Below are 16,208 nucleotides of genomic sequence, written 5' to 3' on the forward strand. Positions count from 1 at the left end.
GTATAGGGATGGGAGGCTCCATAAAAAATGCTGTCGGCACTGCCCTGCTCCATCACGCGCCCGCCGTACAGCACCATCACTTCATCGCACAGGCCCGCCACCACGCCCAGGTCGTGCGTGATCATGATGATCGCCGTTCCGAAGTCGCGCTGAAGATCGCGCAGCAAGGCGATGATTTGCGCCTGCACCGTCACGTCCAGCGCCGTGGTGGGCTCGTCGGCGATCAGCACTTCGGGCTCGCAGAGCAAGGCCATGGCGATCATCACACGCTGGCGCATGCCGCCCGAAAACTCGTGCGGGTACATGGTGATACGCCGCGCAGCTTCCGGGATCTTGACGGCGTCCAGCAGCTGGACCGACCTTGCGCGGGCGGACTTCCGGTCAAAGCCCTTGTGGAACTGCAGCACCTCGGTCATCTGCCGCTCCACCGTCAGGTAAGGGTTCAGCGACGTCATCGGGTCCTGAAAGATCATGGCCACGCGGTTGCCGCGAATCCTGTTGAGCTCGGCCGGCTTCATGGCCAGCAGGTCCTGGCCTTTGTAGAGGGCCTGGCCGGTGGCTTTGCCGTTGCCGGCGAGCAGGCCCATCATGGCCAGCACGCTCTGGCTTTTTCCGGAACCGCTTTCGCCGACGATGCCCAAAGTCTGGCCGCGCTCCAGCGAAAAATTGATGCCGTTGACGGCGTAGACAAGCCCGTCCTGGGTCTGGAACTGGACCCCGAGGTTGTTGACTTCAATCAGGCTCATGGTGCGGCTCAGCGGTCTTTGGGGTCGAGCGCATCACGCAGGCCGTCCCCGATGTAGTTGAAGCAGTACAGGGTCAACGAGAGCATGCCCGCCGGAAACAGCAGCATCCAGGGCGAGACTTCCATGACGGACGCACCGTCGTGGATCAGCACGCCCCAAMTTGTCATTGGCTCCTGGATGCCCAGCCCCAGGAATGACAGCACGGACTCGACCAGGATCACGGCCGGCACGGTGACCGTGGTGTAGATCGCGACGATGCCCAGAAGATTGGGAACAATGTGCTGGAAGATGATGCGCCGTGTAGGCACGCCCAACGCGCGGGCCGCTTCAATGAACTCCTTGGAGCGCAGCGACAGCGTCTGGCCGCGCACCACGCGTGCCATGTTCATCCACGAAAATACCGTGATGGTGATCACCACCAGGTAAAAAGCCCGCCCCAATATGGTCACCATCAGGATGGCGATCAGCAAGTAAGGCACCGCGTACATCATGTCAACGACGCGCATCATGAAGGCATCTACCCTGCCGCCTATAAAGCCCGCCGTCGCGCCCCAGACAATGCCCAGCGTGACGGCTGACATGGTCGCCAGGAATCCCACCAAGAGCGACACGCGGCCGCCAATCAGACTGCGCACCAACAGGTCGCGGCCCGACTCGTCGGTGCCGAAAAAATGCCAGCCCTTGAGCATGGGCGGCAGGCTCATCGCGTCCCAGTCGGCGGCGTCAAAAGCATTGGGCAGCAGCCAGGGTCCGACGATGCAGCACAGCGTGATAAATGCCAGCAGGTACAGGCTGAACACCGCGGCCTTGTTGCGCATGAAGCGCACGCGCGCATCCGCCCAGGGGCTGCGGCCGTGGATCTCGGCGTCGGCCAGCGTCTGGCCGACAGCCGTGGCGAGTTGGTCTTGTCTGGTTTTTTTTTCGAGCAGCATGCAGGCCTCTGCTCAGTACCGGATCTTCGGGTCGAGCAAGGCGTAGGCCAGGTCCACCAGCAAATTCAATGTGACGGCGATCACGGTCACCAGCACGACGAGGCCCAGGACCAGGGTGTAGTCGCGGTTGGCGGCGCCATTGACGATCAGCTTGCCGATGCCCGGCAGCGAGAACACCGACTCGGTCACGATGGCGGAGGTGATGGATGAAATCGCCAGGGGGCCCATGACAGACACCACCGGCAGCAGCGCGGGCTTGAGGGCGTGGCGCAGGATGACGGTGCGCATGGGCAGGCCCTTGGCGCGCGCGGTGCGGATGAAATTGCTGTGCAGCACCTCAATCAGGCTGCCGCGCATGACGCGCGCGATGGTGGCCACGTTGATGAAGATCAGCAGCAGCATGGGCAGGATCATGAAGCGCGGCGCGAAGTCGTTCCAGCCCCCCGCCGGTGCCACCTTCAGCCAGACGGCGAACACCAGGATCAACACCGGGCCGATCACGAACGAGGGGAACACATGCCCGGCATTGCCGAGCAGCATCACGAGGTAGTCGACCGCGCTGTTCTGGCGCACGGCGGCCACCGTGCCAAGGAACACACCGAGAAAGAAGGAGATGACGATGGCGCCCCCGCCTATCGCCGCGGACACCGGCAGCGCATTGGCCACCAACTCGTTGACCGACCAGTCGGCATAACGGAACGAGGCGCCCAGATCGCCGTGCAGCAGGCTGTTGAGGTAATACAGGTACTGCTGCCACAGCGGCAAATCAAGGTGGTACTTGGCCTGCAGATTGGCCAGCACCGCGGCGGACACCTTGCGCTCGTCGTCAAACGGCCCGCCCGGCGTGCCGTGCAGGAGGATATAGCAGACGGTGACAACGGCCAGCAAGGTGGGAATCGTCGCCAGGATGCGTCTGAAGGTGTAGGACCACATGGGGAATATCTCCGGGCTAGGTCTATGTCAGTGTGAGCGCCTGAACGCGTCGGCCAGGTACAGCTTAGCCCTGAAAGGCCTGCGAGGCATCAGAAAAACGTTGAAAGGCGGTGAAAAGCAGATCAAGGACAGGCAGGCGCACGGCGGCGCCCGCCATCCGGACATCAATGCTTGATGATGTACAGGTCCTTGCCGCGGTAGCGGTCCAGCGCGTTGGTGGTCGAATAACCGCCCACATAAGGCTTGACCAGGCGCGGCACGGTGTATTGCAGCAAAGGGATGATGGGATAGTCTTCCATGATCATCCTGGCGGCTTGCGTCAGCAGCGTCTTGCGCTTGGCCGGGTCCATCGACTGGTTGCCTTCATCGATCAGCGCAGAGGCCTTGCGGTTGCAGCTGTTGTGGTAGTTCTGGTCAGAATCGCACTGCACCAGCGTCAACCAGGTGGTGGCGTCGTTGTAGTCGGCGATCCAGCCGTTGCGGGCGATCTGGTAGTCCTTGTCGGTGCGCTTCTTGATCAGCACCTTGAACTCCATCGCTTCGAGTTCGACGTCCAGGCCCAGCTTGGTCTTCCACTCGGAGGCCGCAAAGATGGCCATTTTCTTGTGGTAATCGCTGGTGTTGTAGGAGAACTTGAGCTTGGTGCCGGCCGGAAGATTCGCTTCCTTCAGCAGCTTCTTGGCTTCGGCGATGCGCTTGTCGGCGGGCCACTTGGCCCAGTCGTAAGAGGTGACGTCGGCACCCGAAGTGCCTTTGACGATCACGCCGTATGCCGGGGTCTGGCCGTCGGCCGTCACGCGCTGCGCGAGGATGTCGCGGTCCAGCGCCATCGACAGCGCCTTGCGCACACGGATGTCCTTGAGTGCCGGGTCCGCATTGTTGAGCGAGTAATAGCGCAGGCCCAGCATGTCGGTGTTGCGGATTTCCTTGGGATATTGCGCCTTGTACTTGTCGAAGGTGCCTGGCGGGAGCTGGTAAACCCAGTCGTTCTCGCCCGACTCATAAAGCTTCACATCGGCATTGCCGTCTTCGACCGAGAGGTAGGTGAGTTTGGTGAGCTGGACATTCTTCGCGTCCCAGTACGCCGGGTTCTTGACCAGGATGATCTTGCTGTTGACCTGCCAGTCTTTCAGCGAGAAGGCGCCGTTGTTCACCATGTTGGCGGGCCGGGTCCAGTCCTTGCCGAATTTCTCGATGGTGGCTTTATGCAGGGGAGCGAGCTGGGGATTGGAAACGACCTCGGGCAGGAAACCGACCGGGAAAGGTGTCCTGATTTCCAGGGTGTAAGGGTCCACGGCCTTGACACCCAACTCGGTGACGGGCTTCTTGCCTTCAATGATCTCTTTGGCATTGAGCAGGAAGACGCCGTAGGTGGAAGCGTATTTGGAGGCGGTCGCCGGATCGACGAAGCGGCGCATGCTGTAGATGAAGTCTTCGGCCGTCACCGGGTCGCCGTTGGACCATTTGGCGTTCTTGCGCAGCTTGAAGACCCAGGTCAGGGGGTCCATCTGCTTCCAGCTCTCTGCCACGGCGGGGACGATCTTGCCGTTTTGGTCGGCGGCAGCCAGGCCTTCAAACATGTCGCGGATCACGTTGTTGGCCGGAACACCCGTCGCCAGTGCCGCATCCAGGGTTTCAGGCTCGGAGCCATTGTTGCGGACCAGTTCCTGCGTCTCGTGCAGCTTCACGCCCGCGGGCACCGTGGCCGCCACCGCCAGGCCAGCCAAGGCCAGCAGCACGGCGCTTGTCAGCGCCTTCATCGTCCAGTTTGAGTTCATGCCTGTTGCACTCCCGAATAGAAAATTGGCGGGCTTGTGGCCCGCCATGGTTGATGGAACGGGGCCCCTCTCGTGAGAGGAGCCCCCGTTTGCCTGTCAGTCGGCGCGAATATACCGCCGCGCCAGGCGCAGCCCCGTAGGGAGTAACCCTTCAGCAATTACCGTGCCTTCACGAAGCCATGGGTGGCGCGGAAGTCAAGGGGATACATAGGGAACACTTGCTCACAACTGAACGAGCGAGGCGACAGCCACGGGGCATGGACAGGTACCGCGATTCAAGCCGTGCATCACGGCACGGCTGGAGTCAGTGCCTGGTTCAAGCCTTCACGCAATTCCGGCGGCGAAGCGGCGGCGCCTTCTGACGCCATGGCGAGTGTCAGCAGGATTGCTATTGTTTTGATAGCTGCTTGCGCCCACGATGATTGACTTGCAGGCACAAATCACCTGAATTTTGGGTACCGGAAGAAAACCGGCCGCCCTGCTCTTGTGAGAATTTAAATAAAAATAGCTACCAGCCCAATAACCATGGGCGCAAGCAGCTATCAATCTTGTAGCGCGGGCGTCTGGTCCCGCAGACGCCCTCAGGCGCCGCGCACCCGCTCAGCGGCTGAGCTGGGTGGACGCCTTCAGGCTCAAGGCTTCCTCAGGCGGCTCTTTCCAGCCGCCACCCAAGGTCTTGTACAGCGTGACCTGGCTTTGCAGCTGTGCCAGCCGGGTTTGCACCACCGCCTGGCGTGCGGCGAACAGCGAGCGCTGTGCATCGAGCTGGTCCAGATAGCTGGCCACACCGTTCTGGTAGCGCAGATCAGCCAGTTTGAAACGCGTCGCCTCGGCATTGGCCTGCGCCTGCTGGGCACGCAGCTGCTCGCCCAAGGTGTCGCGGCCCGCCAGCGCATCGGCCACTTCACGGAAAGCCGTCTGGATGGACTTTTCGTACTGGGCGATGGCAATGTCACGCCCGGCATTGGCCGAATCCAGCCCGGCACGGTTACGGYCCGCATCAAAAAGCGGAAGGATCAGTTGCGGCGCCAGCGTCCAGCCGTAGGATCCGCTCTTGAACAGGCCCGACAGGTGCGAGCTGGCGCTGCCGGCAGAAGCCGTGAGTGAGATACGCGGGAAAAAAGCCGCACGGGCCGCGCCGATGTCGGCGTTGGCAGACAGCAGCTGTTGCTCGGCCTGGCGGATGTCTGGGCGGCGTTCCAGCAAGTCAGACGGCAGCCCCGCGGGCACGTCCACCATCATGGGGGCGTCTGCCAGACCTTTGCCGGCAGGCAAGGCCACCGCCAGGTCACCGCTCAATGGCTGGCCGATCAGCAGGGTCAGTGCGTTCTGATCCAGCGCACGCTGGCGCACCAGTTGGGCCAGCGATGCGCGGGCCGCTTCGGTCAATGACTCGGCCTGGCGGAAGTCCAGCTCGGAAGCGACGCCGTTGTCAAAGCGCAGCTTGCTGAGCTTGAAGGACTCTTCCCGTGTAGCCAGTGTTTGCTGCGTGATGGCCAGCAGTTCTTCGTCGGCCAGCAGGCTGAGGTAGGTGTTGGCCACCGATGCAATCAGGCTGATCTGTGCCGTCTTGCGACCTTCTTCCGTTGCCAGGTACTGCGCCAACGCCGCCTCTTTCAGACTGGAGACCCGGCCGAAAAAGTCGAGCTCGTAGGATGGCATCAGCAAACCGCYGGTATAAGTGCTGGTGATGCTGCCGTTACCGTTGGCATTGGGCTGGCGCGAACCGGTGATGCCGGCATTGATCGTGGGAAACTGGTCGGCACGCTGGATCCGGTACTGGGCCCTGGCTTGCTCAATATTGAGCACGGCGATGCGCAGGTCGCGGTTGTTGCGCAGCGCGGCCTCAATCAGCTGCCGCAATTTAGGGTCGCTGAAAAAAGCCTGCCACTCGATGTCGGCTGCCGCGACGGCCGGTGCGGTAGCAGCAGACTGCGCTTGCGCGGAACCGGTGGTGAAACCGGAAACAGCCGGCCACTGGTCTGCGATGGGGGCTGCCGGGCGCTCGTACTTCGGAATCATCGAGCAGCCGGCCAGGAGTGCCGCAGCACCAACCGCCAAAAGCTGCGGGAACCTGGGTTTCATGCTGGATTTACTCATGGGCTTTACCTTCACTTCCTTCTTCTCCGGTGATGCCTGCCGCCTTGGCATGCTCCGAATACATCCTGTTTTGCCGCTCGCTGCCCTTGAAGAGGCCGCGCACGACCACAAAGAACACCGGAACGAAAATCACCGCCAGGATCGTGCCGGTGATCATGCCGCCGATCACGCCGGTACCGATGGCACGCTGGCTTGCGGAGCCGGCGCCCGAAGCCAGTACCAGCGGCAGCACGCCCAGACCGAAGGCCAGCGACGTCATGACGATGGGTCGGAACCGCAGGTGCGCGGCAGCCAGCGCCGACTCGATGACACCTTTGCCCTGCGCCTGCAAGTCCTTGGCAAACTCGATGATCAGAATCGCGTTCTTCGCCGACAGGCCGATGATGGTGATCAGCCCCACCTGGAAGTACACGTCATTCGAATAACTACGCAGCAGCGTTGCCAGCAACACACCGATCACGCCTAACGGCACCACCAGGATCACCGCGAGCGGAATGCTCCAGCTTTCGTACAGGGCCGCAAGGCACAGGAACACCGCGAGGATGGCGAAACCATAGAGCAACATGGCTTGCGAGCCCGCAAGTTTTTCCTCACGCGACTGGCCCGTCCATTCGAAACCGAAGCCCTGCGGCAGTTGCGCTGCGAGTTTTTCCATCTCGGCCATTGCTGCGCCCGAGCTGTAGCCTGGCGCGGCGCTGCCGCTGATACGCACGGCCGGGTAGCCGTTGTAACGCACTGTTTGCATCGCACCCTTGATCCACCGCGTGCTGGCAAACGACGACAACGGAACCGGCAGGCCGCGGCTGTTGATGGCGTTGAGCCGGAGCAGGTCGTCGGGCTGCATGCGCGAAGGCGCGTCGGCCTGTACCACCACACGCTGCAGGCGCCCCTGGTTGGGGAAGTCGTTCACATAGCTGGATCCCAGCGAGGTCGACAGGACCGCGTTGATCGCGTCAAACGGCACGCCCAGCGCATTGGCTTTGTCACGGTCTATGTCCAGCTGCAGCTGCGGCGCATCTTCCAGGCCGTCGGGCCGTACCTGTGTGAGCACCGGACTCTTGGCAACCATGCCCAAAAGCTGGTTGCGTGCGTTGATAAGCGCATCATGGCCCGCACCTCCGCGGTCCTGCAGGCGGAAGCTGAAGCCCGAGGCCGTTCCCAGTTCGGGAATGGGTGGGGGGCTGAGCGGAAAGATGAAGGCATCACGCACACCCATGAGGGCGCCGAAAGCCCGTCCTGCTATCGCTGAGGCCGAATGCGCTTCGCCGTCGCGCTCGTTCCAGTCCTTGAGCGTCACGAACGCCAGCGCGGCATTCTGGCCCTGGCCGGAAAAGCTGAAGCCAAGCACGCCGACCATGCTTTCGACTTCCGGCTGCTTGAGCATGAAACCCTCGACTTTCTCCATCACCGAAAGCGTGCGCTCGTAAGTTGCGCCCGGCGGCAACTGCACGTTCACCAGCAGGTTGCCCTGGTCTTCATTGGGCAGGAAGGATGTGGGCAAACGCAGGTATACCACCGCCACAGCGGCAATGATGGCCACATAGATCACCAGGTAACGTGCGGCGCGTTTGAGAATACGCGCGACCATGCTTTCATAGCTTTTTGCGGTGCGCGAGAACCCCCGGTTGAACCAGCCGAAAAAACCCTTTTTCTCGTGATGGTGCCCAGCCTCAACCGGCTTGAGCAGCGTGGCGCAAAGTGCCGGCGTGAGGGACAGGGCCAGGAAGGCGGAAAAGCCGATGGACGAAACCATCACGGCGGAGAACTGGCGGTAGATGTTGCCGGTCGAGCCCGCGAAAAATGCCAAAGGCACAAACACGGAAATCAGCACCACGGTGACGCCAATGATGGCGCCCGAAATCTGGCCCATCGCCTTGCGGGTGGCCTCCAGCGGCGGCAGGCCCTCTTCGGTCATGATGCGTTCGACGTTTTCGACGACCACGATCGCATCATCGACGACGATACCGATCACCAGCACCATGCCGAACATGGTGAGCACGTTGATCGAGAAACCGAGCGCCAGCAAGGTGGCGAAAGTGCCCAGCAATGCAATCGGCACCACGATGGTCGGGATGATGGTGTAGCGCCAGTTCTGCAGGARCAGGAACATCACGAGGAACACCAGGGCCACCGCCTCAAACAGCGTTTCCGCGACCTGGGAAATCGAAATCTTGACGAAGCGCGAGCTGTCGTAGGGGATGCTCCACTTCATGCCTTGCGGAAAATAGCGCTCGAGTTCGGTCATCTTGGTTCGAACGGCCTTGGCAGCGGCAAGCGCGTTGCCGCTGGGTGCCAGCTGAACACCGATACCGATCGCCGTCTTGCCGTTCAGGCGAGCCGACGTGGCATACGTTTGGCCACCCAGTTCAATGCGGGCCACGTCTTTAAGGCGCACCGACGAACCGTCGGTGTTGGCGCGAAGGACAATGTTGCCGAACTGCTCGACATTGGCAAGCTGGCCGGTGACTACCACGGTGGCAGCAATGCCTTGTCCCGCTACATTGGGACGGTCGCCGATGCTGCCGGCCGACACCTGGGCATTTTGCGCGCGGATGGCGTTGTTAACGTCATTTGCCGACAGGCTGAAACCCGTGAGCTTGGCCGGGTCCAGCCAGATGCGCATGGCGCGCTCACTGCCGAAGAGCTGGGCTTGGCCGATTCCTTTGACACGCTGGATCTCGGGCACGATGTTGCGCGAAGCGTAATCACCGAGCGCGACGGGGTCGTGCGCGGGATTGTCGGACGACAGCATGATGAACAGCAGGAAGTTGGAGCGTGATTTGTCGACGCGAACGCCTTGCTGCGTGACGGCGGCGGGCAGCCGCGGCGAGGCGCGCGACAGGCGGTTCTGCACATCCACCTGCGCGAGATCGGGGTTGGTGCCGGGCTCGAAGCTCAGCGTGATGCTGCCGGAGCCGTCGGCCTGCGCCACCGACTCCATGTAGATCAGGCCGGGTGAACCGTTCATTTCGCGCTCGATCACCGACAACACGCTGTCTTCGAGCGTCTGGGCAGAGGCGCCGGGATAGGCGGTGTTGACGACAATCGAAGGCGGCGCGACGGGCGGGTACTGGGCAATCGGCAGCTGCGTGATAGCCACGCCGCCGACCACCAGGATGAACAGTGCGATCACCCAGGCAAAGATCGGCCGATCAATAAAAAACTTGGCCATGTAGTTGGCTCCTTACTTCGCTGCTGCAGAAGCAGCGGAGGCCGCAGGCGCAGCAGCTTGCGCACCGGAGGCGGCGGATACGGGGGCGGAAGCCGCATCGGCCGGCTTCGCACCGGCCGGTTGCCATGGCACGGGCTTCACGGGTGCACCTGGCTGCAGTTTCTGGAATCCATCCACCATGACTTTTTCGCCGGTCTTCAGACCGTCGAGCACCACCCACTGGTTGCCCTTGGCGGAGCCAATCTTGATGGGGCGCGGGCTGACTTTTCCATCGTCACCCACCACCATGACAGTGTCGCCCTGCGCGGTGCGCGTGACAGCTTGCTGGGGCAAGGTGATGGCATTGCTGGCCTGCGCCTGCTCCAGGCGTACGCGCACATAAAGGCCGGGAAGCAGCTGGCCACCGGGATTGGGCACCTCTGCCCTCAGGGTCACCTGCCCCGTCGTGGAGTCGACCGTCAGGTCGGAAAACAGCAGGCGGCCGGGGCGGGCGTATTCAGTGCCATCTTCGAGCACGATGCGCACGCTGGCCGCTTCGGCACCGGTGGCACGTTTGAACTGGCCACTTTCCATGGCGGCACGCAGCTTCATGATTTCAGGAGCGGATTGCGTGAAGTTCACATACATGGGGTTGATTTGCTGGACCACAGCCAGCTGGGTGGCCTCGCCCTGACCAACCAGGGCGCCTTCGGTGACCAATGCGCGGCCAATGCGGCCCGAGATCGGGGCTGTCACTGCCGCGTAGCCCAGATTGATGCTGGCTGTCTGCACATTCGCCTTGCCCACGGCAACGTCGGCCTCCGCCTGCTTTTGCGCCGCGACAGCGTTGGCATATTCCTGCTTGCTGATGGCGTTAGCTTCTACCAGCGGCTTGTAACGCTCGGCCAATGCGGCGGCCTGCGCCAGGTTGGCCTCGGCGCGCGCCTGGCCCGCTTTCGCGCTGGCGGCGGCGGCGGCATACGGTGCGGGATCAATCGTGAACAGCGCCTGCCCTTCTTTCACGTCGCTGCCTTCACGGAACAGCCGTTTTTGCAGGATACCGGCCGCACGGGCCCTGACCGCACCCTTGCCGCATCCGGCCAGGAACAATGTGAGTGCAGCAATCAGGACGAGAGGCTGGTATGGCGCAAACGGGGAGAATAAAGGCGAATGGACAATGCGAGACTTGGGCATGCTGATCCTCAAAATTTGGGAAAAAAGCGGAAAACGGAATATGTGAGCGGCATTTGATGCAAGTCATCGTTTTGCCGAAAACAAAAAGAATAAGGGTTTTTACGAGTGATATAGTTTACATACATTTGTGAATGTATACGACAACCCGTTAAATTGACTTGCAGGAGACATGGATTGGCCCGTCGGACAAAAGAAGAAGCCATGGCGACCCGGCACAAGCTGCTGGATGCTGCGGAACACCTGTTTCAGGCGCAAGGTGTCTCACGCACAAGCCTGCAGGACATTGCACGCCGCGCAGGCGCTACACGCGGTGCTGTCTACTGGCATTTCAAGGACAAGGCAGACCTGTTCAACGCCATGATGGAACGGGTCACCCTGCCCATGGAAAACGCGTTCAACCAGGAAATTGACCCGCAGCAACATCCGGGCGAGGACCTCCTCAATCCGATGGACAGGATACGACGTTCCACTGCCAACGCGCTGCGACAAATTGTGACTGACGCGCAAACGCGGCGCGTGTTTGAAGTGGCGACCCAGAAGGTCGAATATGTGGAAGAACTCCAGGCGGTTCGCCTGCGTCACCTGGCAGTGCGCGGTGGTTTTTTATCCGGCATCCAGCAAAGCATGGAGGCGGCAACTGCACAGATGCGCCTCCAGTTACCTGCGCCGGCTTCAGCGGCGGCGCAGGGGCTACATGCGCTGATCGATGGCCTGATACAGAACTGGCTGCTGGATCCGGGGGCTTTTGACCTGTTGGAGGTCGGCCAGCATGCGATTGATGTTTACCTGAGGGGACTCGGCTTTCCTGGCTCACCTGCAGCTTCAGGCTCGCCCAAGCCGGCTTAGTGCAAATGCCGGGGCTTGCGGCCACCGCCGCCATGGCCCGAACCGCCCGGCGGTCCGCCCAGGCCGCGCGGCGGTTTACCGAGTTGCATCGAGTTCACCAGTGCATCAAAGCGCTGCTCGAACAGCTTGTCGACAGCCGCAACGACCTCACCGAGCTCTGATCCGTCAAAGTGGCGCTCCATCAGGCCGATCATGTCCTGGACCAGGAGATCGCGCTGCACCTGCATGATGGCTGCCGGCGTGGGGCCCACAAAATACATCGCGAAATCATCACGGGCCTCCTCATCGTCGGCACCTTCATCTTCGTCAAAGTCGGAGTCATAGAAGGTCACTTCGATGGGAGCGCCCGCTTCCGCGAGGTCGTTCAGGCCCATGCACATTTCGTCAAGCGCCTGGCGAAAATCTTCGTCACCAGGGACTGTCCAGCACATTTGCAGCAAATGTTTTTGCGCGTCGAACCGGATGCCCGGCTCTTCCTCATAAGCGCTGGCAGCACCGGCCGCCAGGGACTTGGAGCCGGTGTACTTCCACAGCGGCTTGAGGGCCTCCTGCAGCTGTTCAAAATTAACGTCCGCGCGCAATGGCACTTCGCCGTGGACGTGGATCTCAAAAGGTGTGTTGTAGCGGGACATGATGGAATTTATCTTACCCAGTTTTCAAAAGCGCGCCCGGCGCGTGGGTGAGCCGCCCAATCGTGGTGCCTGAGACCGGAATCGAACCGGTACGCCCGTTATTCACGAAGCGGCGGATTTTAAGTCCGCTGTGTCTACCTATTTCACCACTCAGGCTCAAACGCCGTATTCAAACGTCCGGCAGCGTATTGTCAAACAAAAAAGCCCCATAACTGGGGCTGGTTGCAGGGAGCTGTGATGGAGGCGCGGGCCGGAGTCGAACCGACCTACTCGGATTTGCAATCCGGTACATAACCGCTTTGTTACCGCGCCGTATTCTGTCTGCCTGATAAAGCCCTACGGCTTTACCCAATAATCCAACGAAACCCCCAATGAAAAAGGACAGCATTTTTAAAGTGCTGCCCTTTGAATTGGAGCGGGAGAAGAGTCTCGAACTCTCGACCTCAACCTTGGCAAGGTTGCGCTCTACCAACTGAGCTACTCCCGCGATTACAGCCTCAAATTATAGCGTAGTTTTTTGRGCTTTTCCAAAAGCCGCAAAAAACTTTGCGAAAGGCCTCATTAATGCTTCACCGTACCGGCTGCTTCCGCAGGCGGAACCACAGCAGCCGGCGCAACAACAGCGGCTTCCTCGTCGGTCAGCGGAACAGGCTGGCGCTCGAGCGCAACCTGCAACACCTGGTCGATCCATTTCACCGGCACGATCTCCAGGCCGCTCTTGACGTTGTCTGGAATCTCCTGCAGGTCCTTGGCATTTTCCTCGGGGATCAGCACGGTCTTGATGCCRCCCCTCAAGGCRGCGAGCAGYTTTTCCTTSAGCCCGCCGATGGCCGTGACCTCGCCGCGCARSGTGATCTCRCCCGTCATGGCCACATCACCGCGCACAGGGATACCCGTCATCGCTGAAACAAAAGCGGTGGTCATCGCGGCACCCGCGCTTGGGCCGTCCTTCGGTGTTGCCCCGTCCGGTACGTGGATATGGATATCGCGCTTTTCAAACATCTCGTCCTTGATGCCGAGAACCTTGGAACGGCTGCGCACCACCGTGCGTGCGGCCTCAACGGATTCCTTCATGACATCGCCCAGCGATCCCGTACGTGTGATCACGCCCTTGCCGGGCATCATGGCAGCCTCAATCGTCAGCAAGTCGCCGCCGACTTCCGTCCACGCCAGCCCCACCACCTGGCCGACCTGGTTTTGTTGTTCGGCACGACCATAGTTGAACTTGCGCACGCCCAGAAAATCGTTGAGGTTATCGGGTGTCACGACGACCTTGGGTGTCATCTTCTTGAGCTGGATACCCTTGACCACCTTGCGGCAGATCTTGGAGAGTTCGCGCTCAAGCGAGCGCACGCCGGCTTCACGTGTGTAGTAACGCACGATGTCACGCACCGCCTGCTCCTGCACTTCAAGCTCTTCTTCCTTCACGCCGTTGTTCTTGACCTGCTTGGGCAACAGATAGCGCATTGCGATGCTGGTCTTTTCGTCTTCGGTGTAACCGGAAAGGCGAATCACCTCCATGCGGTCCAGCAAGGCTGGCGGAATGTTCATCGAGTTCGAGGTGGCCACGAACATCACGTCGCTCAGGTCGAAGTCCACCTCGACATAGTGGTCACCGAAGGTGTGATTCTGCTCAGGGTCGAGCACCTCCAGCAGCGCGCTGGACGGGTCGCCACGGAAGTCGGTGCCCAGCTTGTCGATCTCATCCAGCAGGAACAGCGGATTGCGCGTGCCGGCCTTGGTCAGGCTCTGCAGGACCTTGCCCGGCAAAGCGCCAATATAGGTACGGCGATGGCCGCGGATTTCAGCTTCATCGCGCATGCCGCCCAAAGCCATACGCACATACTTGCGGCCCGTGGCCTTGGCGATCGACTGGCCCAGGGAGGTTTTGCCGACCCCGGGAGGCCCAACCAGGCACAGGATAGGAGCCTTGAGCTTGTCCACGCGCTGCTGCACCGCAAGATACTCAACAATGCGGTCTTTGACTTTTTCAAGACCATAGTGGTCTTCGTTGAGAACGTTCTCGGCGTTGCCCAGGTCGTGTTTGATCTTGGTCTTTTTGCTCCACGGCAGGCCGGTCAGCACATCGATATAGGTGCGCACCACGGTCGCCTCCGCGGACATCGGCGACATGAGTTTGAGCTTCTTGAGCTCGCTCTCGGCCTTTTTACGGGCTTCCTGCGGCATCTTGGCGGTCTTGATCTTTTTCTCGATCTCTTCGATGTCCGCCCCCTCTTCGCCTTCGCCCAGTTCCTTCTGGATGGCCTTGACCTGCTCGTTGAGGTAAAAATCGCGCTGGTTCTTTTCCATCTGGCGCTTCACACGCCCGCGGATTTTTTTGTCGACGTTGAGGATGTCGACCTCACGCTCAAGCTGTTCGTACAGGTTCTCCAGCCGGGCCTTGACATTGTCAAGATCCAGGATCACCTGCTTCGCATCCAGCTTGAGCGGCAGGTGCGCGGCAATCGTGTCGGCCAGGCGTCCCGCATCGTCGATGCTGGAAATCGAGGTCAGTATCTCGGGCGGAATCTTCTTGTTCAATTTGACGTAATGGTCAAACTGCTGCATCACGGCACGGCGCAATGCTTCTATCTCACTGGTCTTGTCACCGGCGATCACAACCACGGGCTCTACAGGTGTGACATTGGCCGTGAAATGCTGCTCGCCCTCTTCGATCTTGTTCACACTGGCGCGCTGCTGTCCTTCCACCAAAACCTTGACAGTACCGTCAGGCAATTTGAGCAGTTGCAGGATCGTGGCAACGCAGCCCACCTGGAACATATCTTCCACCGAAGGCTCATCCTTGGCCGCAGCCTTCTGCGCCACCAGCATGATGCGGCGCTCGGCCTCCATCGCCGACTCCAGCGCCTTGATGCTCTTGGGGCGGCCCACGAACAGGGGGATCACCATGTGCGGAAAGACCACCACATCCCGCAAAGGCAGGAGGGGAAGGTCAATGGGGGTGGAAGGCAATGAAGTTTGTCCGGACATATAAACCTTAAACGTTAGCCGTGACGGCCAGTTGCATGGCCCGGCGAAACACAATCAACCCAGACATGGGGCGCAGGAGGCGCTTTTCAAGCATTCCGGCCAGCCTTTTGGGATGTTCAGGCTTTCTTGGCCGCTTCACGGTACACAAGCAAGGGGGCTTTGTTTTCTTCGATTGTGGACTCGTCCACCACCACTTTATCCACATTGCTGGCATTCGGCAGGTCGAACATGGTGTCGATCAGCGACTGCTCCAGGATGGAACGCAAGCCGCGCGCACCGGTTTTACGGGCCAGCGCCCTGCGGGCAATCGCTTTGAGTGCGGAGGGCCGGATTTCCAGATCAACCCCTTCCATGGCCAGCAACTTGCTGAATTGCTTGACCACGGCATTTTTGGGTTCTGTAAGGATCTGCACCAAGGCGTCTTCTGTGAGCTCGGCCAGCGTCGCCACGACCGGCATCCGGCCGACCAGCTCAGGAATCAGCCCGAACTTGATCAGGTCTTCAGGCTCGACATCCTTGAAGGCTTCGGTCAGGCTGCGGGCCTTCTTGCTCTTGACGGCCGCGCCAAAACCGATCCCGGAAGCTTCGGTCCGGTTCTCGATGACCTTTTCCAGGCCCGAGAATGCACCGCCGCAGATAAACAGGATATTCGTGGTGTCCACCTGCAGGAAGTCCTGGTTGGGGTGCTTGCGGCCGCCCTGTGGCGGCACCGACGCCATCGTTCCTTCGATCAGTTTGAGCAGCGCCTGCTGCACACCCTCGCCGGACACGTCACGCGTGATGGAAGGGTTGTCGGACTTGCGCGAAATCTTGTCAATTTCGTCAATGTAGACAATCCCCTGCTGGGCACGTTCAACTTCGTAATTGCAGCTCTGCAGCAGCTTCTGAATGATGTTTTCGACATC

The 16,208-nt window shown here is 60.7% G+C and carries 11 protein-coding genes and 3 tRNA genes; 1 reads left to right on the forward strand and 13 read right to left on the reverse strand.

Annotation, left to right across the window (positions count from 1 at the left end):
* From AC1D1P_RS05960 to AC1D1P_RS05990, 7 genes are all read right to left on the reverse strand, one after another.
* Positions 1–746: ABC transporter ATP-binding protein (locus AC1D1P_RS05960; protein WP_477672380.1), on the reverse strand; the 746-nt coding region annotated here is incomplete at its 3' end.
* Positions 747–754: 8 nt separating this feature from the next.
* A complete protein-coding gene (locus AC1D1P_RS05965; protein WP_477672381.1) occupies positions 755–1,678 on the reverse strand; it encodes an ABC transporter permease subunit in 924 nt (307 codons plus the stop codon).
* A gap of 12 nt (positions 1,679–1,690) precedes the next feature.
* Positions 1,691–2,611: an oligopeptide ABC transporter permease OppB gene (gene oppB / locus AC1D1P_RS05970; RefSeq protein ID WP_477672382.1), complete on the reverse strand. Its 921-nt coding sequence runs from the start codon at positions 2,609–2,611 to the stop codon at positions 1,691–1,693.
* A 164-nt stretch (positions 2,612–2,775) separates the two neighbouring features.
* Positions 2,776–4,389, reverse strand: coding sequence for a peptide ABC transporter substrate-binding protein (locus AC1D1P_RS05975; RefSeq protein ID WP_477669034.1), 1,614 nt, complete (start codon positions 4,387–4,389; stop codon positions 2,776–2,778).
* Between the two features lie 600 nt (positions 4,390–4,989).
* On the reverse strand, positions 4,990–6,489 hold the full coding sequence (locus tag AC1D1P_RS05980) for an efflux transporter outer membrane subunit (RefSeq protein ID WP_477672383.1): 1,500 nt from the start codon (positions 6,487–6,489) through the stop codon (positions 4,990–4,992).
* On the reverse strand, positions 6,482–9,661 hold the full coding sequence (locus tag AC1D1P_RS05985) for an efflux RND transporter permease subunit (protein WP_477672384.1): 3,180 nt from the start codon (positions 9,659–9,661) through the stop codon (positions 6,482–6,484). The genes AC1D1P_RS05980 and AC1D1P_RS05985 overlap by 8 nt, the downstream gene beginning before the upstream one ends.
* Before the next feature lie 12 nt (positions 9,662–9,673).
* Entirely contained in the window at positions 9,674–10,834 is a 1,161-nt protein-coding gene (locus AC1D1P_RS05990) for an efflux RND transporter periplasmic adaptor subunit (protein ID WP_477672385.1), read from the reverse strand.
* 174 nt (positions 10,835–11,008) lie between these two features.
* Between AC1D1P_RS05990 and AC1D1P_RS05995 the strand changes: the two genes are divergently transcribed.
* Entirely contained in the window at positions 11,009–11,680 is a 672-nt protein-coding gene (locus tag AC1D1P_RS05995; RefSeq protein WP_477669031.1) for a TetR family transcriptional regulator, read from the forward strand.
* Here AC1D1P_RS05995 and AC1D1P_RS06000 read toward each other — a convergent pair.
* From AC1D1P_RS06000 to clpX, 6 genes are all read right to left on the reverse strand, one after another.
* Positions 11,677–12,312, reverse strand: coding sequence for a DUF6806 family protein (locus tag AC1D1P_RS06000; protein WP_477669030.1), 636 nt, complete (start codon positions 12,310–12,312; stop codon positions 11,677–11,679). The two genes, AC1D1P_RS05995 and AC1D1P_RS06000, sit on opposite strands and share 4 nt — an antisense overlap.
* A 63-nt stretch (positions 12,313–12,375) precedes the next feature.
* Positions 12,376–12,468 (reverse strand) — tRNA-Leu (locus tag AC1D1P_RS06005).
* Between the two features lie 82 nt (positions 12,469–12,550).
* Positions 12,551–12,624 (reverse strand) — tRNA-Cys (locus AC1D1P_RS06010).
* Positions 12,625–12,723: 99 nt separating this feature from the next.
* Positions 12,724–12,799: transfer RNA gene (locus tag AC1D1P_RS06015), tRNA-Gly, on the reverse strand.
* Between the two features lie 74 nt (positions 12,800–12,873).
* The gene (gene lon, locus AC1D1P_RS06020; RefSeq protein ID WP_477665737.1) at positions 12,874–15,303 is read right to left on the reverse strand and encodes an endopeptidase La; all 2,430 of its coding nucleotides are present in this window, start codon (positions 15,301–15,303) and stop codon (positions 12,874–12,876) included.
* Between the two features lie 116 nt (positions 15,304–15,419).
* On the reverse strand, positions 15,420–16,208 hold a 789-nt coding region (clpX, locus tag AC1D1P_RS06025; protein WP_477672386.1), incomplete at its 5' end, for an ATP-dependent Clp protease ATP-binding subunit ClpX.

The organism is Polaromonas sp. P1_E1_2, assembly GCF_056406035.1.